The 24219-nt window shown below is 36.5% G+C and carries 18 protein-coding genes; 9 read left to right on the top strand and 9 right to left on the bottom strand.

Features of this window, described 5'->3' with window-relative positions; translation table 11 throughout:
• Positions 1–583 precede the first annotated feature (583 nt).
• The 4 genes from B5X53_RS18090 to B5X53_RS18110 form a co-directional block, all read right to left on the bottom strand.
• A complete protein-coding gene (locus B5X53_RS18090; RefSeq protein WP_079714620.1) occupies positions 584–2890 on the bottom strand; it encodes a TonB-dependent receptor in 2307 nt (768 codons plus the stop codon).
• 113 nt (positions 2891–3003) lie between these two features.
• The gene (locus B5X53_RS18095) at positions 3004–4611 is read right to left on the bottom strand and encodes a PepSY-associated TM helix domain-containing protein (protein WP_079714621.1); all 1608 of its coding nucleotides are present in this window, start codon (positions 4609–4611) and stop codon (positions 3004–3006) included.
• A gap of 5 nt (positions 4612–4616) precedes the next feature.
• Complete coding sequence (locus tag B5X53_RS18100; RefSeq protein ID WP_079714622.1) at positions 4617–4916, bottom strand: hypothetical protein; 300 nt, start codon at positions 4914–4916, stop codon at positions 4617–4619.
• Between the two features lie 440 nt (positions 4917–5356).
• Complete coding sequence (locus B5X53_RS18110; RefSeq protein WP_079714624.1) at positions 5357–5695, bottom strand: hypothetical protein; 339 nt, start codon at positions 5693–5695, stop codon at positions 5357–5359.
• 592 nt (positions 5696–6287) lie between these two features.
• On the opposite strand from B5X53_RS18110, the gene B5X53_RS18115 reads away from it, so the two are divergent.
• The 7 genes from B5X53_RS18115 (at position 6288) to B5X53_RS18145 (ending at position 17359) form a co-directional block, all read left to right on the top strand.
• Positions 6288–6863, top strand: coding sequence for an RNA polymerase sigma-70 factor (locus tag B5X53_RS18115; protein ID WP_157822108.1), 576 nt, complete (start codon positions 6288–6290; stop codon positions 6861–6863).
• A gap of 83 nt (positions 6864–6946) precedes the next feature.
• Positions 6947–7918, top strand: a complete 972-nt coding sequence (locus B5X53_RS18120; protein WP_079714626.1) for a FecR domain-containing protein — start codon at positions 6947–6949, stop codon at positions 7916–7918.
• Positions 7919–8081: 163 nt separating this feature from the next.
• A complete protein-coding gene (locus B5X53_RS18125; protein ID WP_101023075.1) occupies positions 8082–11396 on the top strand; it encodes a SusC/RagA family TonB-linked outer membrane protein in 3315 nt (1104 codons plus the stop codon).
• Between the two features lie 11 nt (positions 11397–11407).
• Positions 11408–12823 (top strand): RagB/SusD family nutrient uptake outer membrane protein, encoded by a 1416-nt coding sequence (locus B5X53_RS18130; RefSeq protein ID WP_079714628.1) that lies wholly within the window; start codon positions 11408–11410, stop codon positions 12821–12823.
• Between the two features lie 101 nt (positions 12824–12924).
• A complete protein-coding gene (locus B5X53_RS18135; RefSeq protein ID WP_079714629.1) occupies positions 12925–14280 on the top strand; it encodes a serine hydrolase domain-containing protein in 1356 nt (451 codons plus the stop codon).
• 18 nt (positions 14281–14298) lie between these two features.
• Positions 14299–15882, top strand: coding sequence for an N-acyl-D-amino-acid deacylase family protein (locus tag B5X53_RS18140; protein WP_079714630.1), 1584 nt, complete (start codon positions 14299–14301; stop codon positions 15880–15882).
• 4 nt (positions 15883–15886) lie between these two features.
• Positions 15887–17359, top strand: a complete 1473-nt coding sequence (locus B5X53_RS18145) for a glutamate racemase (RefSeq protein WP_079714631.1) — start codon at positions 15887–15889, stop codon at positions 17357–17359.
• 937 nt (positions 17360–18296) lie between these two features.
• On the opposite strand, the gene B5X53_RS18150 is transcribed toward B5X53_RS18145, so the two are convergent.
• Positions 18297–18755 (bottom strand): DUF305 domain-containing protein, encoded by a 459-nt coding sequence (locus B5X53_RS18150; RefSeq protein WP_079714632.1) that lies wholly within the window; start codon positions 18753–18755, stop codon positions 18297–18299.
• A gap of 3 nt (positions 18756–18758) precedes the next feature.
• Entirely contained in the window at positions 18759–19310 is a 552-nt protein-coding gene (locus tag B5X53_RS18155) for a DUF3347 domain-containing protein (RefSeq protein ID WP_079714633.1), read from the bottom strand.
• A 192-nt stretch (positions 19311–19502) separates the two neighbouring features.
• On the opposite strand from B5X53_RS18155, the gene B5X53_RS18160 reads away from it, so the two are divergent.
• Entirely contained in the window at positions 19503–20471 is a 969-nt protein-coding gene (locus B5X53_RS18160; protein WP_079714634.1) for an ion channel, read from the top strand.
• A gap of 44 nt (positions 20472–20515) precedes the next feature.
• Here the strand turns inward: B5X53_RS18160 and B5X53_RS18165 are convergent, their stop codons facing one another.
• The gene (locus B5X53_RS18165) at positions 20516–21700 is read right to left on the bottom strand and encodes a PepSY-associated TM helix domain-containing protein (protein WP_079714638.1); all 1185 of its coding nucleotides are present in this window, start codon (positions 21698–21700) and stop codon (positions 20516–20518) included.
• Between the two features lie 258 nt (positions 21701–21958).
• On the opposite strand from B5X53_RS18165, the gene B5X53_RS18170 reads away from it, so the two are divergent.
• Positions 21959–22834, top strand: coding sequence for a DUF808 domain-containing protein (locus tag B5X53_RS18170; protein WP_079714635.1), 876 nt, complete (start codon positions 21959–21961; stop codon positions 22832–22834).
• Positions 22835–23017: 183 nt separating this feature from the next.
• On the opposite strand, the gene B5X53_RS18175 is transcribed toward B5X53_RS18170, so the two are convergent.
• Both B5X53_RS18175 and B5X53_RS18180 read right to left on the bottom strand, forming a co-directional pair.
• Positions 23018–23539: a DUF4494 domain-containing protein gene (locus tag B5X53_RS18175; protein WP_079714636.1), complete on the bottom strand. Its 522-nt coding sequence runs from the start codon at positions 23537–23539 to the stop codon at positions 23018–23020.
• Between the two features lie 155 nt (positions 23540–23694).
• Positions 23695–24219 (bottom strand): RNA-guided endonuclease InsQ/TnpB family protein (locus B5X53_RS18180; RefSeq protein WP_143533285.1); only part of this gene is annotated, 525 nt, incomplete at its 5' end.

Genomic DNA, 24219 nt, shown 5'->3' on the forward strand with positions numbered 1-24219 from the left:
ACAACCAAACAAACCTACAACCAAACAAACCTTTATGTTCGAATTTCTGTGGATAACCACAGAGAGAATCTTAGTTTGAAATCCAAAGTTCCAATCGATCTGTGGGATTCTTCTGTACAGCGTGTCAATGGTAGTTCTAAGCAATAATGACCGTTTGGATAGGGTGAGGGATTTATTTGTCTTTTAGAGCTATACAGGAATCAGTTTTACAGATAGGAATGATCTAACCAAGGATAATGTTAGGAATGGTCTGGACGGTGCCAGCTCCGATTATGACAATGTCACTATTATGAATTTTACCAGGGGAAGTGAAACGGAAATAAACATATAAGATTCTAGGTAAACTGGAATCCGGAGGTAGATTAGATAGTATTTATGAAGCGATAGAGTAAATCAGCAAATAAGATTGTTTTTGTCAATCAGGATCACAAAACCTAAACTAACTATTAGCAAAGATGAAAATGCTCAAAAACTACATTTGTTCTTGAACATTTTCTTTAAGGTCTAATTTTCAGGAAATTCTACATAACTCGCAAGGCAACTAGCTTTCAAGAAAAACCTTCTTTACTTTTATCTAAAGGTCTTAAAACCGGAACGTTAAATTCGCTGCAAAATTTGCCGGTACTTGTCGTACTCCCCAAAAGGTCCAATATTTTTCATCAGTCAGATTATTAATTTTTAAGCCTATTCTCCAGGAGGGTTGATTATAAAATAGAGAGGCATTATATACCGTGTATGCCGGTATGCTGAATACATTGTCACTAAACATATAGCTCTGACCAACGTGATTTCCACCAACACCAAAACCTAACCCCTTGAGTTTGTTTTGGAAAGTATATGAAGCCCAAAAATTGGCAACATTTTCAGGAGAGTCAACGGCTTTGTTTCCCTCTATAGATTCATCCGAGCTTTTTATTATGCGGTTATCATTATAAGCGTAACCCGAAATTATATTCAGTCCGGGAAAAGGGTTTGCAATTACTTCGACATCAATTCCTTTACTCACCTGTTCACCATCCTGAGCGGCAAAACCATCAGTGTTCGTTCGAATAGCATTATTGATGGCAATATGATAAAAACTCGCAGTGGCACTTAACTTTTTATCGAAAACTTCTGCTTTAATACCTCCTTCAGATTGTTCAGCATAAACAGGGTCCAAGACAAACTGAGAACCATCCGGCTGGGTTCTTGGTGCCTGATTCTGGAAGCCATTCATGTAGTTTCCGAATACAGAAACATGGTCTTTTACTACTTGATAAACCAAGCCCAGTTTTGGGGAAAGAGCAGTTTGCTGAAAACCTTCTGCCCCTGCTTTAGCTTCTCTATCGAAATGGTCTATCCTTAAACTAAGCATGGTCGATAATCTATCAGTCCAATCAATAACATCAGTTGCATAACCACTTAAGGTGTAGGAATTAACGGCGTTCCAACCTGGCCAGTAATTCGAAACCAGATGGGGATCTATATCCTCTTTTCTTAAGGCATGGAAATCCGTGCTAACATCTATTGTATCAATAGTGCCAGTTCGGCTGGCTTCACTTCTGCTTTGGAAGCTCCTGTAACTGGCACCAATTAGTACTTTATGTTTGATATTTCCTGTGGAAAATTCCCCATTGATGTTTTCCTGTAAGTTCGTATAGTTGTTGTAAATGGAATTCCAGTTGCCTGATTCCCTTTGTGCCACTGTAGGGGATAACCAGGTTGCATAATACTGGTAGCTATGGTCTACATCTTCACCTACAAAAGAGAATAGAGTAGAAGATGTCCAGTTTTCAGCCAATTGGTATTTTGCCTCTGCAAATATTTTTGTAGAAGCAGTCTGCGCATCAGCATCGTTATGGAAGAGGGCCTTATTGTAATCCAACTTTAGATCTTCGGGGCTGGTAATCCCTGATTCAGGAGCATACCGATTATATAAATTCCTGGTGCTATTAACATTAAGAAGTTCGGTATCCAATGTGAAAGTTAAACGATCTGAAGCTTTGAAAAGAAAGCTGGGTGCAATTAGGTAAGCGTCATAAAATCCATAATCCAAAAAGCTTTTCTCTTTATTCAAGGCTGTATTTAGCCGAAATAAAACCGTTTTTTCTTTATTTAACGGGTTGTTTATATCCGCGGTTATACGATTAAGATTATAACTACCCGTGGTATAGGAAATTTCGTTTTTTCTAGCCTCCATAGGTTTTTTAGTTACTAAATTGACCACTCCTCCGAAGGAAGAGACATTCCCTCCAAACAAGGTTCCTGAAGGGCCTTTCAGGATTTCGATACGCTCTACATTTGCGATATCAATACCGGAACGCCCCGAGGTGGTTTCCATCCCATTTCTTGCATTGATCCCGACATTAAACCCTCTGAAGGTAGTGGCTAATCCGCCTGAAGGATAAATTATTGGAACTACACCTGTCGCGTTACGAACAGTTTGTCCTATATCAGTAACCACCTGTTCCTGCATAAGTTCTTTACTTATAACCGAATATACTTGTGGGTTTTCCAGGTTTTCTAAAGGCATTCGAGCCACGTAGTCCGTTCTTTTATCGGAGAATCGGTTGATATGATGGGAATTAATAGCGACTTCATTTAATGATTGAGTTTGATTGGTCAGTATAATAGTTCCCAAATCATTTGAGGTTTTATCCAAAACTACCTTTTGAGAAAACCTGCCGTAACCTAAGGAAGACACCACTAAAATGTAGGTCCCGGGTCTGGCTTTTACTTCAAATTCTCCATCCTGATTAGTGGTTGTTCCATAGTTGGTGTTTTCCAACACTACATTGGCATAGGGTATAGGATCATCTTTTTGATCAATCAGCTTTCCGCTTAATTTTACTTGTTGTGAATAAGTGTAGCTAGTAAATAGCAATAGACTTAGAAATAGAAATCGTTTCATAATTATTAGTTGGATTTTTTAATACACTTTTTTTGTGAAATATATTTAAGAGAGGAATTAGTACTAGGTTATTATTTGAGTGACTCATGTTTCTTAGAAAAGTAGCCACAGTATTACTTCTTATTTGTAGCGATTGATTTTTGCTTATTTTTTGAATTAGGCTTAATTCGTTTTAATCTTAGGGCGATAATGAGGGTTGTAGCAGCGAGCACCATCCAAAAAACATCAATAAAAAAAATGTCATAATGAGCTTTTGCATAGGTTTTCCAAAACCAGTTTCCCGAAACAATTCCGTTGGCAATTGGAATCAAAAAACCTAAAACCGCACCTGATATTAAAGTATACTTATTGGTGAAAAAGTTATCCTTCTTCAGGGTAAACAGAATTATTAGCACCAACCAGGAATAAAAGAAAATATGGTAGATGTGGGTCATCCGTTCCGGATCAAAATCAGGGAGAAATAGTTTTACTGCAACAAAGGTGAAAGCTGTTGCAGGATAAAGGCTTAAACAGATGGAGAGGAAACCCCAACCTACCCAGGCGTTAAATTTTCTCTTTTTCTCGGCAATATGTTTTTTGTCCCTGGCCACCAACCATATAAGGATTCCAGAAATAATCACGAAACAGCTGATGATCCCAAGAATAAAATACACTATTTTCAATCCTAAGCCGCCGTAATCTCCAAAATGTAGGCGGGACATTACTCCTCTGGCGCCTTCAACATATGAGGTGTTTTCAAATGGATTTTTCTCTAATACAATCTTGCCAGTAGCAGCATTAAAAATTAATTCACCCTGCCCTATAAACTGCTTTTCATACTTTGGAGTTCCTTGCAAGCCTACATGCATATTCTTATCTCCATAGTTATAAAGACTAAGGGTTTTAATATTGAAGTCAGGCCAATGGGATTCAGTTTTTCTAATAAATTTATTCAGATCAACGGGTACTTCAGCTTCTTCCATCGCCAGAGGAAAATCTCGCTGGCCGAATCCGAAATCTTCATACATTTTTTCTAGATCGTCATCATATATAATAGATAAAACAGGCGGTGATACTAGTGCAGTAGCAATAATGAAAAAAATGCCGGTCACCGCGTAAATAAACTGAAAGGGAAGGCCTATAACTCCAAGAGCAGTATGGGCATCGGTCCATATGGTTTTCAATCGAGCCCGTGGCCTGAAAACATAAAAATTTGAAACTATCTTATTCCAGTGTACAATCAGTCCTGTTATGATTGCGAACAGAAAAAAGAAGGAAATGATACCGGCCAGCAAATAACCTATAGTTCCATATAAATTTAGCTGAGCGAAAAAGTGTAACCGATAGAGGAATTCCCCTATGGAATAATTACTTTCATAATCAAAGGCGCTCTGGGTGTCCGCGTCTATATAGAAGAATTCCCTTTTTACCCCTTCCTGCTGAGCGGTAGTATCTTTAGAGGCTGATAAATTAACCCTTAGCCTTCTGTCTTCAACGTGTTTATTAAATGAAATATCCCGGCCAAATGTGTCGTGATTTTTGTTGATCGAATCCATTAGGATATTGAGGTTTGCGTTACCAAAACCTTTTTCCATTACAGGTTCATTTCTTTCCCAGCTATTAATTTCTTCCCTGAAAAAAGAAAAGGAACCGGCAAAAAATATTATGTAAAGACCAACACTAATTAAAATCCCGCTAATGGTATGGGTGTGGAATAGGATGTTGTATATTCTTTTATTCATTTCAGTTAGATAATGGGATTATAGATTTTTCCTAAGTAAATCATCAGGCAGGAGAACAAGGTGAGCAGCAGGTAGAGGCCCCAGACTTTCCATCCGTTTTTGGCCAGAAAAGCGAGAATTAAAAGACCGACCCAAAGAATAAAACCTCCAAATCTGAGAGTCATTAACACAACCAGATGATTTACCCAAAAAGCCAGCGCAATATGTAGCGATTCAGTTACCATATAGCCACCAAGCATTCCGGCGGATATTTTTGCAAATCGTTGACTTTTCGATTTCGTTAAGTGTTTTTTATTTGCAGGCATCAACAAAAAATTAGTTCAACAATAAATGAAATGATGAAAATTGCAGATAGCGTTTTATAGGTAATGTAGTGCAAGGGAGCAAGTAGGATAACAACACTTGCTACGGTCATCAAAATTGTTAAGTATAGAGAAATACCGGCCCCAATTCCAAAAAGTGGAATGCTTATGATAAACGCTATAAGCAATAGAGTATAACCCAGAAATTTGCTGGGCAAATGATTATTCTGAACCCATTTTTCGAGGAACAAAGACTGGGTTAGCACTGCTTTCTCAGAAGTGTTATAAAGGATGAAAAAGCCTAGGAAAGTAATAGTAATTACAAGCGTTAGCATAGATAAACAGATCTTAATTAATATTGAAAATCAGGATACGAATACGTCTCTAGAAGATTTTTTCAGGAGTATAACTCCCAATTGATTTGTAGAGCGCTTTGTGAAAATTTACGGAGGTGAGTTTACAGGAAACTCCTTTGGAAAAATCTTAACTGAGATTTCTTCTATTTTCGAATTCTGAAGAAATTGGGAATGAGTACCATAATACAAAAGCGAAGTTTCAATAGTACTAGATTTGAAGTAACCTTTACTATTAAATGAGAATTCACCTTTTGCCTTAATGATAATTTCTTTCAAAAATTCTTTTAAAAGGCAAGCGGTACCAGAAAGGGGAATTCCCAAAATACCTATTAAGAAACCAATAACTTCGTTATCATTGTGAAAAAACACTGAGCCTGTGAGTATACAGCACAGTGCAATAATCCAAGGCAAATTTGTATATTGCATTGCTTTTTAATTATAACGGTTGAAAAGTGTTTATTGGAGTCATACAGTTGCCGCTGTATGACTCTTTTTTTTAACTCGATCCTTATTAAGACTAAGTCTAAATTAAAACAAATGTAATTATTTTTCTGAAGTAAAAAAGAAAGTGCGGTATTTTTTTACCTAATGATATTCACCAGGATTTATTTCGCGTGACAAAAGCTACTCCATCAAATCATCTAATATTCAAAGCTTTTTGGGTGGGATATAAGGCTTTTAAAAGAATTGAAGTAATAGTATGAGAGATTGGAATGCTCTCGTTTATGAAATTTGAACTTCGTCTTTTAGTTTCGACTCTGCTATGAGATTTTAACCTTTTAAACGTACCTGTATTTGAGAGAATAATTGATCTAGATGCTTAGACTATCAATTGATTTGATAAAGAAATAAACACTTAATTCAAGAATTCTAACCGTTATCTAATAGAATAAATGAGGTAGTTGCCGTTTTATTTTGTATGTCTATAATTTAATTTGCCATCCTAAAGTATCATATTCTCAATTAAATAATTATATATTTACCATCTACTTATGGATTTTATTTAAAAATTCCACTATTGGCTCACGGTATAATAAATAATTCTCTTTTTATTAATCGTCTAAAAAAGGGCGAGCATACTGCTTATGAAACTTTGTTCCGTCTCTATTTTGACAGGTTGTTTTATTTTGCGAAAAGCTATCTGGAAGATGAAGATGAAGCTAAAGAAATTACTCAAAATGTCTTTTTCAAATTTTGGAAGAGTAGGAATTCATTAAGTATAGATTCTAATTTGAATGCTTACTTATTCAGAATGACCAAAAATGAATGTTTGGATTATTTCAAGCATCAAAAAGTAAGGGCTAATTACCAGGATAACATTAAAAAAGAAAGAGCTGCACTTAACCAAAGCTCTTTACAGGATCATCCAGATTTACTTCTTATCGAAACAGAATTGGAAGCAAAAGTGAGTCAAATTCTTGATGAACTTCCTCCTCGTTGTAAACAGATCTTTATTAAAAGCCGTTTTGAAGGATTAAAATATAAGGAGATCGCAAATGAAATGAATATTTCCATTAAAACCGTAGAGCATCAAATCGCTAAAGCTTTGCGATTATTCCGAAGGGAACTCCAAGAATATATGGGGCTTTTCTAAAAAAAATAAAAAAATATCTTAAAAAAAAGAAAATATGGAATAGGGGTAACCTTGTTCTGTATCGTCTTATTTATATAAGGGTTATGAGAAAAGAAGATTTAATACAGTTTATAAAGGGTTCAGGAAACAAGAGGTTTCAACAATCTGTCATAGATTGGGTAAAGACCTCACCTGAAAATCGCCGGTATTATAACCGAGTAAAGGCTGATTATGTAAGTAAGTTCCAGGTTGATCATCATATTGATATCGATAAGGAATTTGATAGATTCCTTGTTAGGAAACAACAAGGTCACAATCAAAGAATTTTCTTTAAAGTGGCTTCGGTTATTGTACTTGCGCTTTTGGCAGGTGGTGGATGGTTTTTAACTAAAGCAGATTTATCATCTACTACTCCCTTAGCTGTCTATGAAGCCCAACCCAGTCTTATGGAAGAAATCACCCTTCCTGATGGCAGTAAAGTTTCTTTAAATTCAGGTAGTATTATAGAAATAGCTGACGATTTTAATAAATCAAATCGCGAGGTTTATCTAGAGGGGGAAGCATTTTTTGAAGTCGAGAGAGATGAAGCCAGGCCTTTTGTAGTGAGCACCTCAAGTGACTTGAAGGTTAGAGTGTTAGGTACCAGTTTCAATGTCAAATCATATAAAACTGATCAAACAATTGAAACTACGCTAGTGAGCGGAAAGGTGGAGTTATTACAAAATAATAGAAAAAAGTCGGGGATAGCCTTATTCCCGAATCAAAAAGCAACATTTGATAAAGTTGAAGATAGAATAAATATTGAGAAAGTTTCAACATTTAATATCACTTCCTGGAAGGATGGGGTTCTCATATTTGATAATGAGCCTATACAGAATGTACTGAATAGTCTGGAACGCTGGTATGATGTTGAAATTAAAATTAAAGATAGTGTAATTAGCACTTATACATTCTCAGGAAAAGTAAAGCGTAAAACAGATATAGAAGAAGTCTTGGAGTTATTAGAAGCTTCTTCTCCTATAAAATATCACTTAAATGAAAAACAAAAGACCTTTATATTAAGTAAGAACAATTAAAAAAGGTAAGGGAAGTGCGACAACACTCCCCTTACTGTTTAGCATTGTTTCTTTTTGAATGAACCAGAATAATAACTAAACCTTCAAAACTATGAAAAAAAAGTTGAATGGCCCTCTGCCTAGCTGTAATAGCGATGATTTTTCAAAAAAATTAATCAGAATTATGAAGATCTATTCCTTAATATTATGCCTTACGATTGTTAAAATATCGGCTTCCAGCTTAACGGTATACGGGCAAAACATTGAGTTGAATTATCAGGATACAGAATTGAGAGCTATCTTGTATGATCTTGAAGAACAAACCGATTATAATTTTTTCTATAACAATAAGTTGGTTAATGAGAAGGTGAAAATTAATATCCGCTTTTCCAGTGAGAATGTTCAGGAAGTGATGTCCCAAATTTTAAAATCAACGAACATTAATTTTAAAATTATTAATAATAATATCGTCTTGTATAGGGATGATTTTTCCGAGACCTCTGAATATAAATCAAACCATCCTTCAGGTAGGTCATTATCCGCACAGCGTCTTATAGATCCTTCCGGTTTCCAGCAGGTAGTGAAAGGAAAAGTAATGGATGACAATGGGCTTCCTTTGCCAGGAGTTAATGTAATAATTCAAAATACCAATACAGGAACGCAAACTGATTTTGATGGCGTTTTTAGTATCGAAGCCGGGGAGGGGGATGTGTTGGAATTTAGTTATGTCGGAATGGAATCACTCACCTATCGTATCACTGACCTGGAATCCCCAATAGAAGTAGTGATGCTGCAAGATGCGGATCAGCTAAGTGAAGTATTAGTAGTTGCATATGGAAAACAAAGTCGGGCATCATTTACAGGAGCTGCAGTTGATGTAGATGTTAGTAAAATTGACGAATCTCCCTTGGCTTCATTTCAAGAAAGCCTTCAAGGTAACGTAGCCGGGTTGCAAATGTCAACCGAGAGCGGTCAACCAGGTGCAGCTCCAAATATTAGGATCAGGGGAATCGGGTCTATTAATGCAAGTTCTGATCCCTTATATGTTGTAGATGGGATTCCCGTGATTTCAGGCAATATCTCTCAAATCGCTACCAGTTCTAATACTATTGCGGGAATTAACCCAAAGGATATTGAAAACATAACGGTATTAAAAGATGCGTCTGCAACCTCTATCTATGGATCAAGAGGTGCAAACGGGGTTATTCTAATTACTACAAAGCAGGGAAAAGAAGGGAAAACAACCTTTGATGTAAGTGCTCAGCGTGGAGTTAGTCAAATGCTCATACCAGATCGGAATAAACCGCTCAACACCGCTCAGCATCTGGAATTACTAATTGAAAGCAGGGTAAATGCCGGGGACACTCAACAGGAAGCTGAAGATTATATTTACAGTAATGTAGATCGAACCATTGATACTGACTGGGTAGATGTAATTACCCGGACTGGAAATTATGAACAGTATAATATTAGCGCAAATGGAGGTTCAGAAAAAACACAATTTTTCGCATCATTAGGCTTGTATGAACAGGAAGGGGTAATAATAGGGATTGGTTATAATAAACTGAATGCACGATTAAATGTAAATCATCAGGCAACCGACAAACTTAAAATTGATTTTGGGGTTGCTGCAAACAATCAGAAATTAAACACCAATAGCGACGCCGGTAGTGCTCATAACCCAGTAAGGGCATTGGCCCGGGTAGTGCCCTGGGAACCGGTCTATAATGAGGATGGTAGTTATAATACTGATATTCTTCTTACTTATAATCCAGTAGGACTCGTAGAAGAAAATATCCGTGAAACCAAAATTTATGGAATTCTGGGGAATCTTAGTTTAACTTATGATTTTACAGAAAACTTGAGTTTTCAAACAAAAGGAAATGTTGATTTCAATTTAGCCGATGAATTCCGTTTTGATAATCCTGTTTTTGGAGAGGGTAGAAATGACGGTGGTAGGGGGCGAGCCTATAACAATAAAATAATTAATTATAATATCACTAACCTATTGAAGTACAACTGGAGGATTAATGATGATAATAATCTGGATTTTACTTTAGGACAAGAAGCTCAGAAAATTGAACGAAGTTCGGTTTATGCTTATGTCAGTAATTATGGAGCACCTGGCTTGACAACTTTAGACAATGCGTCTGTTTTTCTCAATGCAACAAATAGTAGAACAGCATCCTCGATTTCCTCCTATTTTATTAATGCCAGTTATGCGTTTGGAAATAAATATTATTTGAATGCGACCGGCCGTAGGGATGGTTCTTCTCGTTTTGGTTCCGATGTTAGGTATGCTAATTTTTGGTCTGTTGGAGGGGCCTGGAATATTGCTGCTGAAGATTTCATGGAGAATGCAGAAGTTGTAAAAGAATTAAAATTACGTTCAAGTTATGGAGTCAATGGTAACCAGGAAATTGGGGATTTTGCCTCCCGAGGTTTATATTCCACAGGAGCCGATTATAATGGTCAACCAGGATATGTATATAGTCAGCAATCAAACCCTGGTTTAACCTGGGAAAAGAATAAACCTTTCAATGTTGGATTGGACTTTAATTTTAATCATCTTATAACTGGAACAATTGAATATTATAATAGGACAACTACAGATCTTTTATTTCGAGTTCCTATATCGGCAACAAACGGAATAACAAATTTTCTGGCAAACATTGGTGAAATGAAAAATTCGGGTTGGGAGTTCGCACTTAATACTGTAAATATTGATAATCCTGATGGTTTTTCGTGGACTAGTAATTTCAATTTTACTTCTAACGAGAATGAGATCACTAAACTCCAAGATGACGAAGCAATAGTTGACGGATATTATAAAAGAGAAGTAGGAGAGGACTTTTATACTTTCTTTATGCCTGGTTTTGCAGGGGCAGATCCGGAAAATGGTGATGCTTTATGGTATACCGATGGCAGTGAAACCAATACAACCAATCAGTATAGTGAAGCGGAACCTTATAAACAAGGTAGCGCATTACCTGATTTTTATTCCGGATTAACGAACACGTTAACTTATAAGAACTTAAGCTTTTCTTTCATGCTTTACCTAAACTATGGAAATAAAGTTTACGATTATTGGGGTAGGTATACAAACAGTGACGGGAGTGCAAGGCTTAATGATAGAGGTAATATGACACAGAATATCTATGAGAACAGGTGGCAAAACCCTGGTGATATCACTGATGTACCTAAAGTGGTTTGGGGTAATTCCCAATCAGGACTTTCAAGTCAACATTCCACAAGATTTCTGTATGATGGTACTTATTTAAGACTACGGGATGTCACCCTATCTTACAATCTGCCTGAAAGTTTAATAGAGCGAATAAGAGTAAATAATCTTAGGTTATATCTGAAAGGGAATAATCTTTTAACCTGGGTGAAAGACGATAAAATAGAAATGGATCCAGAAGTTGGAATTACAGGTCAATCTGATCTCAGAATTCCTATTTCAAGACAGCTTTTAGTTGGACTAGATCTTTCATTTTAAAAATAAGCACAATGAAAAAAAGTATAAAATTTATATTAGTTAGTTTCTGGACTTTTTTATCCATCTCTTGTAGCGAGGATTTCCTTGAAATAGATCCGGAACAAAATGTAGCTGCAGAAAATGCAGTAGTAGATCTTAGTACCCTTCAAACTGCGGTAAATGGTGTATATAGTAATTTACAAAGCAATGGGTACTATGGAAGGAATGTATATGTTATGCCTGAACTTATGGCTGATAATCTGTACCTAAGTTTGAGAAATACGGGGAGATATCTTGATTTTAATAATTTCGTCGTAAGTGAAGAGGATTCTTATGTAGAAAGTACCTGGAATTCAATATATGAAGTGGCGGTAAATGCGACACGGGTAATTGAGGGAGGCGAAAATTTACTCGAACAATTTCCCGGTCAGGAAGCTCAAATAAAGCAATTACTTGGAGAAGCTTACGCTTTAAGAAGTTTGGCTCATTTTGACCTCGTACGTTTATTTGCACAACCTTATAATTTTACTGCAGGTGCTAGCCACCCTGGTATACCTCTAATCATCGAAATTAATGAAAATGAAGTTTCCCCTTCCAGAAATTCGGTAAATGAAGTTTACCAGCATATAAACTCAGATCTCAGTACAGCGGTTTCATTTATGACTGAAGCCAATCAGGACGGCAGGTTTTCCTTGAATGCGGCATACGCCTTAGCCGCAAGAGTGGCCTTGTATGAAGAAGAAAACGAGAAGGCTATAACTTATAGTACAAATGTTATTGAAAGTAATGTTTTTTCACTCATTCCAAATGAAAGGTATATGGAGCTATGGTCGTTGGATTTCAATGAAGAAACCCTTATGGAAGTAATTAATACTATAGCAGATAATGCCGGAACCAATGGTTTGGGACATTTTTTTGACGTGACTGGATATGCAGATGCCCTGGTTACAGAGGATCTTGTTGCTACTTATGATGAAAATGATGTTCGCCTACAAGCCATTTTAGAAGGTTCTAAACCAGGAGCTGAAGAGGAAGCTTATTTCGTTAATAAATTCCCTAATGGAACTTTGCACGATGATAATATTAAGATTTTGAGACTAGCAGAGCAGTATCTGATAAGAGCTGAAGCTTATGCAAAGACCGGGCAAAACGAGCTTGCACAACAGGATTTACAGGTAGTTATGAGCAGAGCAAATCCAGGTGCTGAGGAAATTGCTGAAGTCGGGAATGAATTAATTGATAGAATCCTACTAGAAAGAAGAAAGGAACTTGCCTTTGAAGGCCATAGACTATTTGATTTAAACAGGAATAAAAAAGGAGTAAGTATAGATCAGGGAGAAGGAAATGTAATTGAAGCTTCGTATCCCAATGAGAAATTCATATTGCCAATTCCATTAAGTGAATTAAATGCCAATCCCCAGATAGGGCCGCAAAATCCCGGTTTCTAATGAATTAGCCATAATTCAATAGGTATTTTAATCTAAATCGCGTGAAGGCATTATGTTTTTCCGCATTTAGATTTTATAATTATTAATCAAGCAACTCAACAATGACTAGAAACCTATTATCTTTAATGCTTCTCTTAGGCTTGTTAGGGATTCTCTCTTGCGGAACCAAACCAAGGCCCGTTTCACAGAATTCAGATGAAATTACTACTGATAAGACGTTGGATAGATTTTTTCAGGAACTTGAGGAAAAAGAGATGTTTAATGGTGCTGTAGCTGTAAAGAAGAATGGCGAAATTCTGTTGAAAAAAGGATACGGTAAAGCAAATTTTCAGTTTGATAAGGATTTTAAAGCTAATACTCCTATGGAGGTAGCCTCCGTTTCCAAACAATTTACAGCAGCAGCAATAGTTTTATTAGAACAACAGGGTAAATTAAATATTGAAGACAAAGTTCAGGATTATTTAGATGACTTTCCATACTCTGAAATCACCATAAAACATCTGCTAACTCATACTTCAGGACTGGTAAATTATGCTACCCATTTTAGAAAAAACTGGGACACTACAAAGGTTGCATACAATAAAGACATAATTTCCTATTTTAAATCTGAGAAACCTGATCTGGAAAGTGCTCCCGGGGAGAAATATAGCTACTCTAACTCGGGATATGTGGTACTTGCAGAAATAGTCGCAAGACTTAGCGGTGAGACACTGGATGAGTTTCTGGAAAAAAATATCTTTCGGCCGACAGAGATGGAATCAAGCGCTTTCTACGAACGGGACACGATCTGGAGAATGAAAAATTATGCTCCCGCGTATATGCTGAACCCTAAAACCTGTGAATATACCAAGCCGGAGAACCTTCCGGGGAAAAATTACTATACTTTTTTAAGCGGCAGATTAGGCCCGGGCAGATTATCTTCAAGTATAAATGATCTTGTTAAATGGGATAGTATATTAAATACCAATGCAATATTCAGCGAAAAAAGCAAGGATAAAATCTTCCAGGTTTATAAGCCAGAAAAAGACAGCTCCGATTACGGATTTGGATGGCATATTTACAATGATAATAGTCTGGGGAAGGTAGTTTATCACACTGGAAGTTGGGCAGGAAATCTCACTTCTATTAAAAGATATATCGATGATAAGAGTTTGATCGTTGTATTAAATAACAGGTATAATACCGCTTACCTAAAAGAGATTCGGAAGCAGGTTGAAGGTTATTTAAAGGGACAAACTCTGGAGGTGCCTAAGCAAAAAATTGAACATCTTTTACAAAAAGAGATCTGTAATTTAAATAAAGAAAACCTGTATTCCTGGTATGAAAGTATTGCAGACGAAGCCGAGATCTCTCTTGAGGCTTTAGCAGATCTGGAAAAGGAATACCGGGAAATTGATGAGCCTCAAAAGGCAAGTCTTGCAAAGAACCTAAGTTTTTTTATTACAAACTCAAACTAACATATAGAATTGAGCAATATGAAATTCAGATTAATAATTCCCCTCAGCTTCCTGCTCCTCCTTGGGCAGTATACTAAAGCGCAGGATTATGACCTCATTATAAGGAATGCTACTGTTTATAATGGATTAGGAGATGAACCAAGGGTACAGGATATTGCCATAATACTGGATAAAATTGTAACTATTGGAGACCTTAAAGATAAAACTGCGGCTAGGAGCATTAATGCTAATTTTAAAGCTGTGGCTCCCGGTTTTATAGACACTCATGCGCATATAGAAAACATCAGGGAGTTACCTGCTGCTGAAAGTGCCATGCGCCAGGGCGTAAGCCTTCTCATTGGTGGTGCGGACGGAGGTGGACCCGAGGATTTCCCCGCCTATCTTGACCAAGTAAGAGAGCTAAAGTTAGGTGTTAATGTGGGATACCAGGTAGGTCATAATTCGGTTCGTGAGAGGGTTTTGGGAACAGAGAACCGCCATCCAAGCGAAGAAGAATTATTGGAAATGCAGGAACTGGTGGCTCAAGCAATGAATCACGGAGCCTTTGGTTTAAGTACCGGGCTAACCTATGTGCCAGGTACCTATTCTGAAACCGAAGAGGTAATTGCTCTTGCCAAAGTTGCAGCAGCTCATGGAGGTTTTTATTCCTCCCATATTCGTGATGAAAGCTTGGGCTTGATCGAAGCTGTCTCAGAAACAATTGAAATAGCTGAAAAGGCCGATATTACGGTAGTACTCAGTCACCATAAAGCGCTGGGTGCCGGGATGTGGGGTGCTAGTGATAGAACTCTAAAAATGGTCGATTCTGCAAATGCCGCTGGATTAGATGTGAGATTAGATCAATATCCATATACAGCAAGTTCTACAGGGATATCTGCATTAATCCCATCCTGGGCGCTAGCAGGAGGAAGTGATAGGTTTAAAAAACGGCTTGAGGATAAAACCCTAAGAGACAGTATAGAAAAAGGAATTCTTTATAATATAATCCATGTTCGGGTTGGGGACGAATTGGAACGTTTACAATTCAGAAAATTCGACTGGAAACCGGAATTGCAGGGAAAAACCATGGAAGATTGGCTGGAAATGGAGGGTCTGGAGTCTACTCCCGTCAATGCTGTAAACTTAATCATCGAAGCCCAAAAAAACGGTGGGGCACAAATGATCTACCATGTGATGCATGGAGATGACGTAAACCGAATCATGAAACACGCTAAAACTATGATAGCTTCAGATGGGAAATTATCCCAACCGGGAAAAAATCATCCACACCCCCGGTCATACGGAAGCTTCCCAAGGGTTTTAGGTGTTTATGCCAGAGATAAGAGGGTGCTAAGTCTATCTGAAGCTATAAAGAAAATGACTTCGATGCCGGCTGATCTCCTTGGACTCAATAACCGTGGTAGAATATTGGAGGGTTGCATAGCGGATCTGGTGATCTTTGATTCCGAAAAAATTAAAGATATGGCCACTTTTGAAGAGCCTCATCAGTATCCACAAGGTATTGAAACTGTCATTATTAATGGGCAGATAAGCCTGGAAGATAATAAACTCACAGAAGCTGCTTCCGGAAAACTCTTAACCTCACAAACTACAAAACCTTAATATCATGAGATTATACAAATTCATATTGATAGTTTTCCTGCCCAGCATCCTTTGGGGGCAGGAAGCCATCACAAATAGTATATTAAAGGATAAGGATAGCTTTTATTATATCAATACAAAAGATTATCCTGAAGGAGAAAAAAAACTACCGATAGGTGTATTTGATTCCGGGATTGGTGGTTTAACCGTCCTGGATGCCATCGTTAATTTTGATGGTTTTAACAATGAATCCCTGGATCCAGGTGCAGATGGAGAAATCGATTTTATAATGGAGGAATTCATTTACCTGGCCGACCAGGCCAATATGCCCTATGGTAATTATTCAGCAGAAAATAAAGATGAGCTACTACTGGAGCACATTCTTAAAGATGTACAGTTTATTCTTGGTAACAAGTATTATCCTTCTTCTGAAGCCCAAACCTTCAAAACCGATAAATTGCCTATCAAGGCTCTGGTTATTGCTTGTAATACGGCTACGGCTTATGGCAAAGAGAATATTGAGACTTTTTTGAAACATGCTGAATTAGACATTAAGGTAATTGGTGTTATTGATGCTGGGGTTCGGGGTGCCCTGGAAAAGCTCGCTCTCGATGAAGATGCTACCATAGCCGTAATGGCTACAGCCGGAACTGTTTCTTCCAAGGGGTATGTCAACACCATCAATGAGCAAAAAAACAAACTGGAGTACACTAGTAATATTGAAGTATTTCAGCAGGGAGGGGTAGGCATCGCTGAAGCGGTGGATGAAGATTCCGATTATTATGACAAAGATTTAACCAAGCCACGAGAAAATTATAAGGGCCCAAACTTAAAGGGTAATTTAAGGATTGATAAAGCCCTTATGGATATTTACAACTTCGATTACGAGGACTTCAAAATGCTTTGCGATTCCCAGGGTAGCGATGATTGTAGTATTTTGCAGATTAACGATGCTGAGAATTATGTGCGCTATCACCTTGTTTCCTTACTGGAAAAAATCAGAAAAGCAAATGTGCAACAACCTTTAAAATCTATTATTCTTGGCTGTACTCATTATCCTTATTTAACCAGGGAAATTGATCTTGTATTAAAAGAATTGTATAACTATCAGGAAGAAGATGGGAGCTACCGTTACCGCCAGTTTATGGCTAAAGACATTGACCTTATTGATCCTGCAGTAAATACGGCCCTGGAATTGTTTCAGCATTTGAAGGGGGAAAAGCTTTTCAATGAAAACGGTAATATACATAACAGTGAATTTTACATAAGTGTTCCCAATCAGGATAATCCAAATATTATAACCAATGAAAAAGGAAATTTTCCTTATGAGTATAAATACGGACGGTCTGAAGGAGAAATTCAGGAATACGTAAAAGTCGTGCCCTTTAGCAGAAGAAGTATCTCGGAGGATATTTTTTCCCGATTGGAATTTCAACTTCCCTTTACTTATAATTTAATAGAAAAATTTATTGGTGACAGTACCAAGATAGACAGATAGAATTCATATAATTAATTTACTTTTTTTATCTGGAGCATTTTCCTTTTTTTACGTAGAAAAGAAATAAAAAGAAAAAAACGCAGAGAAATATAATAGTTTTTGATCTTTCATTTCATTTACTTCTTTCAGCTCCTTCGCATTCCCTTTTTTAATGCTTTTGTTTTACAACATCCTGGCTAGGTAAGGCATATAAAAAGAGTAGGCTAGGCCGAAGCGGCTTTATGCCGCTGTCCAGAAAAGAATGTTGTTTTTTGCATCTCAAAAAGGGGAGGACGTTAGGAGGATGTTTTCATATGGTTAAGGAAACACCATAACTTTTGTGGGAAAGAAAAACTATGATCTTAAATCCAATCTTGTGAACTTCATCGAAAAATTTCCATCTGGAGTGGAGCGATCCGATTTTTCATCGGGATAGCGTAATGGAGGTCGCAATTTTCTTCGATGGTGTGCAAGACCTTTGTAGAGAAGCGCTTTCCCGGAATGAAGCTTTTGCGAAAATGTAGTGGGAATGAGTTGAACAAGGATCGAAAACTAAATATAGATAAAGTTAGTTCGAAAAAAGTCTACTCCCTGTGGCTATCGAAAAAGATCTATGGGTAATGATTGCTTTGCGAGCAATTTTTAGCACTGAATTAAAAAACTATTTGTTATTTAAGGGTGGAGCTTCATTAAGCAAGGCGTGGAGTATAATTTAAAGGTTTTCAGAAGATATTGATTTAGCAATCGATAGATCATTTTTTGGCTTTGAAGGAGATTTAAGTAGAACTTAAGTATAAAAAAAATCCTGCTTGTCTATACAGCAAGTTTTTTCATCAAAAAGAATTTAAAGTCTGTGGTTCGAAACTAATTTCTGTAGAAAATAGAAGACCCAAATAATAGGAGTAAACCTGGTTGGCTAAATCTTTTTTCAATCCTTAATAAAGTTATTTTCTTCGGATCATTTTTCCTCGTTTTCCAGCCGATAAATTATTTTTTTCATTTGAGCGATTTCTCTTTTTTGAGCAGCAATAATTTCTTTAGCAAGTTCTTTGGTTTCGGGATCTTTTAAATCGGCTTCCTGGCTGGTTAAAATTGCCGAAGCATGGTGGGGAATCATCCCTTTCATATATTGAACGTCTGAAATTCCGGTTTGTGTACGCATCATATAATAAACAGAACCAAAACCAACTAAAGAAACTACTAATATAATTGCATTAAGGGTTTTATTCTTATACATCCCCAACATAAATAACAGCATAATAACCGCCATAGCTGTTATCATTAAAAGTGTCATATACGTTCGCATCGTGCTTAACATCACATATTCAAACTTATCAGCATTTAAGAACATAATGCCGTACATTACTATGAATGAGACCAACATCATTAATCCAAATTTTGCATAATTTCCTTGCATAATTTATTTTTTTGGTTTGATTGTTTCTTTTACACTACCACATTTCGGCATTTCTTCACCTTTATAAGGATTTTTAATTTCCTCCACTTCCGCAAACCAGAATGCTCCTTTATTATTAAAAGCCATTGGGCAGTGTTGTTTGTAAATTGTTCCTTCAGAAAGGTTTTGCTTAAATAGGGATTCAACTTCAACAGAAAAATCAGAAAAAGTACTTCTTAACTTTTCAATATCTTCAGCTTTCGCCATTTCTTCCGAAAGAGATTTTAATTCGGCAAAATCCTCATCAAAACTGTTTGCAATATTTTGGGAAGCATCTTTAGAAGCTTCCAGGTCATCGTTAAATAAAGCGGTTCGTACTTTTAAATAATAATGATAAACAGTACCTGTCATCCCGTCTTTAAAACTGCTGTCGGCAATATCAGGTATTACTTCTTTCTTTTCTTTAACTTCTTCTTCGGTTTTAACTTCTACGCTTTGTTCCTGTTTTTTATCAATACAGGAGGTAAAAACAAAAAACAGTAGGGGAAGCAACCAGTACTTTCTTGTATATTTCATAATTATGCTCATAGATTATCCATGAGTATCTAAGATATAGCTTATTAAGCGGGTCTTTTTTAAAATTTTCATAAAAATAAAGCTTAGATACTAATCAATGTCCGGCGCTGCCACAGATTTTAATTTATAGGAAAGATTAATCAAATTGTTTTTACCTTTAGAAGTCTAAAGGAAAAATTAAAAAAACAAAAGATGTCTGGAATATTACTATTTATCGGAATTGTCTTGTTACTTATAGCAATTCACGACTTTTTTTTTACCACGCTTTCGGGAAGTGGTACCGGGTTCGTCTCTAGGAATATTTCTATTCTATCTGATAAGATCATTCAGTTTTGTGTGAAGATTTTTGGTAGAAAAACATACAATTATAATGGTTTGTTTGTGAATCTTATGATCCTATTTTTCTGGCTTCTCCTAATATGGGGTGGTCTGTTTTTGGTTTTCTCTTCAAATCCCGAAGCTATCACCAATAGCAGTGGTAAAGCAGCAAATTTTTGGGAGCGTCTTTATTTTACAAGTTATACGCTCTCCACCCTGGGAATGGGAAATTTCGAACCAACAACCGCAATATTTGAATTGCTAACCGGAGCTTTTTCTTTCTTCGGCTTTATTTTCTTTACCAGTTCAATGACCTATTTCCTTTCGGTTTCATCGGCACTGGTAAACAAAAGAACCCTCTCTAAAAGTATTTATCATCTTGGAAAAAGCCCACAGGAAATAGCAAATAATATATTAAATTTTGATTCTTCCTTCAGTTATCAACAAATCTCAGAACTCCGAACTTTAATAGATAAACATTCTGTGAATCACTACGCATATCCTGTGGTTCATTTTTACAGGCAAAGTAAGAAAAGGGACAGTTTCAGTATTAATATTGCAAGGTTAGATGAAGCACTTAGTATTCTTCTTTATTCCGAAGAAGAAAATAAATACAGGGAGGAATTAAATATACTGCGCTCTTCTTTGTCTGATTTCTTAGAAGATATGGAAAATAATTTCGCTTCAAATTTATTAATAGGAGATAACGCGGGTGACTCTTATAATTTTCCTTCATTAAATTCTAAGGAAGACGAAAAAGAGCTACAAAAACGCAGGAATATAGTGGAAGGATTATTTAGAAGCGAAAACTATACCTGGGAAGACATTTTTGCTAAAAGTTGAGGTTGTTCTGGAAACCGGTTCCTGCATAAAGCAATTGTCAATTATTAATTTGAAGTAGCTAAAACCTGTTTTTCCTGCCGCTGGGGAGCTTTTGCTTTCACTTTTCTACCATACCATAAAAGGAAGCCTGTTACCGGCAGGGAGCTACATAATAAGCTAATTAAAAAGGCCAGAGTTTTACCCGGTAAACCGGCGATTGCACCCACGTGAATATCGTAGTTCATCCTTAATATTTTCTCGGCTACCCCGGCTTCTTCATAGACTGCGTAAATGGTTTTAGACGGAACTTCAGAGAGATCATTCTGGTCGTAAAATCTATAATCTGAATCGTAATAAATTCCGTCACTATTGCTAACTTCTACATAAATACTATGATTTTCATCGTGTGGATAATGAATTTCAAAGTCTTTAGCATCAGGAAATTTTTCCTTTAGAAAAGGCATTAGTTCTCTAATAGGCTCATTTTTTTTCGGTGAATTTTTGAAGCTTCCGCTTGGATTTTCTGGAACCGCGAAAACCACTTCTTTTTCACCCCCAATACCATTATAAAATACTTTTGCGAAAGTTTCAAAAGTCATGACCAGGCCGGTAAAGATGAAAATAACAGCTATAAAACTGGCATAGAAACCAATAATTTGATGCAGGTCATAATTTTTACGTTTCCATTTTGTGCTCGGTTTCCATTTAAACCAGGTACGTTGTTTTCTAACTTTTTTGTTTTTAGGCCACCAGAGAATAATACCCGAAACCAGCATAAGGAAGAAAATAAAAGTACTCCAGGCTACAATTTCGCTTCCTAATTCTTTGGGTAACCACAAATGCATATGCCCATCTAAAACAAAATGAAAAAATCCTGTTAGATGATCTTCTGTATGAAGAATTTCTCCCGTCCAGGGATGAAGAAATACCGACTGGTAAAATTCCGGTTCTTCTTCATAAAATATGACTTCAATAGGTTTTTTGCCGCCTCCGTATAAAGTGCCGTGAATATATTTTTCGGGAAATACGCTTTGCGCAATATTTTTGGCTTCTAATGGATATATTTCCGGATTGGTTTGTGGAACAACTTCTGGTACTTTAGAAGTTAAGGCGGTAATTTCTTCCTGAAATACCCAAAGGCAACCGGTAATAGAAACTATAAAAACAACTAAACCTGTAGCCAGGCCAAGATATAAATGCAGGGTTCTAATGTATTTTCTGAATTTTTTCCCCGGTTTATTTTTTTCCATTACCAGAATTTTAAGAACCCGGTCAGCGCCGGACAAAAGTTGTTAATTTTCTATCTATGTAGAATAGGTCTAAATAAATATTAAAGCGAAAGTAAAATCTTCTCTTTTAAAGCACAAATTTTATTTAGAATATTTTTAAATAGAGGTGAAATCAATTTAAGTTTTTTCTTAGAGATTTGAAATTGTAGAAGTATTACAATAATTTTTAGATTTCAATTTCCTAAATACACTTACCTTTCCGCATTAAATTAAATAATTATGGCTTCAGGATTTTTTGCCTTATTAGATGATATTGCAGCTTTAATGGACGATGTAGCGGTGATGGGAAAAGTGGCCGGAAAAAAGACAGCAGGTCTATTAGGCGACGATCTTGCCGTGAATGCAGAAAAAGCATCAGGCTTTATGTCTGCCAGAGAATTACCGGTATTGTGGGCAATTACAAAAGGTTCATTTCTAAATAAGCTTATTATTTTGCCGGCGGCATTTTTGCTAAGTGGTTTTCTTCCATCAGCTATTACCGTGATCCTGATTATTGGCGGACTCTACCTGGCTTACGAAGGTGCTGAAAAGGTTCATGAATACTTATTTCCGCATTTACATAAAAAGGAAAAGCCAAAACTCGAAGAACTTTCAGAAGAAGAAGTTTTAAGCCGGGAAAAGGAGAAAATAAAATCGGCAATTCTTACTGACTTTATACTTTCGGTTGAAATTGTAATTATAGCATTGGGAACGGTAGGGCAGGAGCCCCTGCTTACTCAGATTCTCGTAGTTACACTTATTGCTATAATTGCGACTGTTGGAGTTTATGGCATTGTGGCGTTAATTGTAAGAATGGATGAATTTGGTGCGAAACTTATAAATTTAAACGAAGAAGAAAATAGTTTTTCCGATAAAATTGGTCGGTTTCTGGTAAGTGCCCTTCCAAAGGTCATTAAAAGTTTATCGATTATAGGTACCATAGCTTTGCTTTTGGTTTCGGGAGGAATCTTTGTGCACAACCTCGATTTTTTCCACGGTTTATTTGAAAATATTCCTGGAATTATCGTAGAATTTCTAACCGGACTGGTTGTTGGATTTGTAGTTTTTGGACTTATAAAACTCGGAATTATAATCTGGAAGAAATTTAAAAACTAGGTCTTATTAAAATTGAAGATTCTCTGAATAAAACTTAACAAAGAGACTGGCTTAAAAGGTTTCAATTCGTCATTCTGAACTGGTTTTGGAATCTAAGATGTTGACAGGAAAAACAGTTTAGAGCCTTAAACCGATAGGTCTGATATTTACTTTTAAGCCAGTCTCTTTGTATTTTGATATAAACTATACTACTTCTTCTGCTTCTTCTTCAGTTTCAGCCTCTGAAGGCTCATCAGCATCAAGCAGATTAAATTTTTCCAGTTGTTTTTCTTCCCCGGTAAAATATGGGAATACGTCTAAAATTGGAGATTCAGTTATAGACGGGATGGAGTAGTCTCCCATCGTCTCTTCCATTGCTTTTGTAGTATTTTCAAAAGCTTCTTTTACATCATTCGCCTGAACTAACAGGTAAATGTTGGTCTTTTTTTCCTTTCCGCTTTCTTCATCTAAAGCCACAAGAGAAACCTTGGATTTAAACCACCTGTCGGAATTTTCGAAAGGATGAACTTCAGAAAAATTAGCGACTTTAATATTCATGATTCTAAAATCCTCACTGGTGTAGGCAGTCATCTCTTCGCTAATTCTTGCCTCGGCTTCGGTATACGATACCGCATCTAAAAGATAGGTATCTGTGGTCATTTTCTGTTCTCCGGTTTCGTGTGTTTTTTTGTATTTCACCTTACATTCAAACCAAGTTACACTCATAATCTATATTTTTTTAGGGCTCCAAAAATAGGATTTAAAAAGCGTCAGCCATCCAATTTAGCTAATAGATATTCACAATTTTCATCTTATAAGATAGGTGAAAACTTTAATTGATTTACCCACGCGATAATGATTTGACATTGACACTCCCACTGCTAAATCAGGTGGGATTCTTGGGCTACTCGACCAATGTCGCTGTATATCTCCCAAGCTGATGGTGTATGCCCTACACCCTTATTTCTTATATTTATTGCTGCATTTAAATCTCTTTCAAGAGTATGCCCATTGATGCAAGTCCATGACCTGTCTTTCAACTCAAGCTCTTTATTACGCCAGCCACAGACTGAGCAATCTTGGCTGGTGTGATTAGGAACGACTTTAATTAATTCCCTGCCATACCATTTAGATTTATATTCCAGCATCTGTATGAACTGATACCATCCAGCATCTGATATAGATTTAGCTAATTTATGATTCTTGACCATATTTTTAATTTGCAGATTCTCAGTTATTATCGTTTGGTTCTCACGGATTAACTGAGTACTTAATTTATGGTGGAAATCTTTTCTCGCATTCTTAACTTTTTGATGTGCTCTTGCTAATTTTTGAACTGCTTTCTTTCTATTATTGCTTCCTTTTTTCTTTCTACTTACGGCTCTTTGAGCCTTCCTTAGCCTGTA

The organism is Salegentibacter salinarum (assembly GCF_900168115.1).
In the GTDB taxonomy this organism is placed as follows: Bacteria; Bacteroidota; Bacteroidia; order Flavobacteriales; family Flavobacteriaceae; genus Salegentibacter; species Salegentibacter salinarum.

Coding starts and splice junctions, on each gene's coding strand:
- B5X53_RS18090 (WP_079714620.1), bottom strand. CDS start 2,890: ATGAAACGATTTCTATTTCTAAGTCTATTGCTATTTACTAGCTACACT.
- B5X53_RS18095 (WP_079714621.1), bottom strand. CDS start 4,611: ATGAATAAAAGAATATACAACATCCTATTCCACACCCATACCATTAGC.
- B5X53_RS18100 (WP_079714622.1), bottom strand. CDS start 4,916: ATGCCTGCAAATAAAAAACACTTAACGAAATCGAAAAGTCAACGATTT.
- B5X53_RS18110 (WP_079714624.1), bottom strand. CDS start 5,695: ATGCAATATACAAATTTGCCTTGGATTATTGCACTGTGCTGTATACTC.
- B5X53_RS18120 (WP_079714626.1), top strand. CDS start 6,947: ATGAGAAAAGAAGATTTAATACAGTTTATAAAGGGTTCAGGAAACAAG.
- B5X53_RS18125 (WP_101023075.1), top strand. CDS start 8,082: ATGAAGATCTATTCCTTAATATTATGCCTTACGATTGTTAAAATATCG.
- B5X53_RS18130 (WP_079714628.1), top strand. CDS start 11,408: ATGAAAAAAAGTATAAAATTTATATTAGTTAGTTTCTGGACTTTTTTA.
- B5X53_RS18135 (WP_079714629.1), top strand. CDS start 12,925: ATGACTAGAAACCTATTATCTTTAATGCTTCTCTTAGGCTTGTTAGGG.
- B5X53_RS18140 (WP_079714630.1), top strand. CDS start 14,299: ATGAAATTCAGATTAATAATTCCCCTCAGCTTCCTGCTCCTCCTTGGG.
- B5X53_RS18145 (WP_079714631.1), top strand. CDS start 15,887: ATGAGATTATACAAATTCATATTGATAGTTTTCCTGCCCAGCATCCTT.
- B5X53_RS18150 (WP_079714632.1), bottom strand. CDS start 18,755: ATGCAAGGAAATTATGCAAAATTTGGATTAATGATGTTGGTCTCATTC.
- B5X53_RS18155 (WP_079714633.1), bottom strand. CDS start 19,310: ATGAAATATACAAGAAAGTACTGGTTGCTTCCCCTACTGTTTTTTGTT.
- B5X53_RS18160 (WP_079714634.1), top strand. CDS start 19,503: ATGTCTGGAATATTACTATTTATCGGAATTGTCTTGTTACTTATAGCA.
- B5X53_RS18165 (WP_079714638.1), bottom strand. CDS start 21,700: ATGGAAAAAAATAAACCGGGGAAAAAATTCAGAAAATACATTAGAACC.
- B5X53_RS18170 (WP_079714635.1), top strand. CDS start 21,959: ATGGCTTCAGGATTTTTTGCCTTATTAGATGATATTGCAGCTTTAATG.
- B5X53_RS18175 (WP_079714636.1), bottom strand. CDS start 23,539: ATGAGTGTAACTTGGTTTGAATGTAAGGTGAAATACAAAAAAACACAC.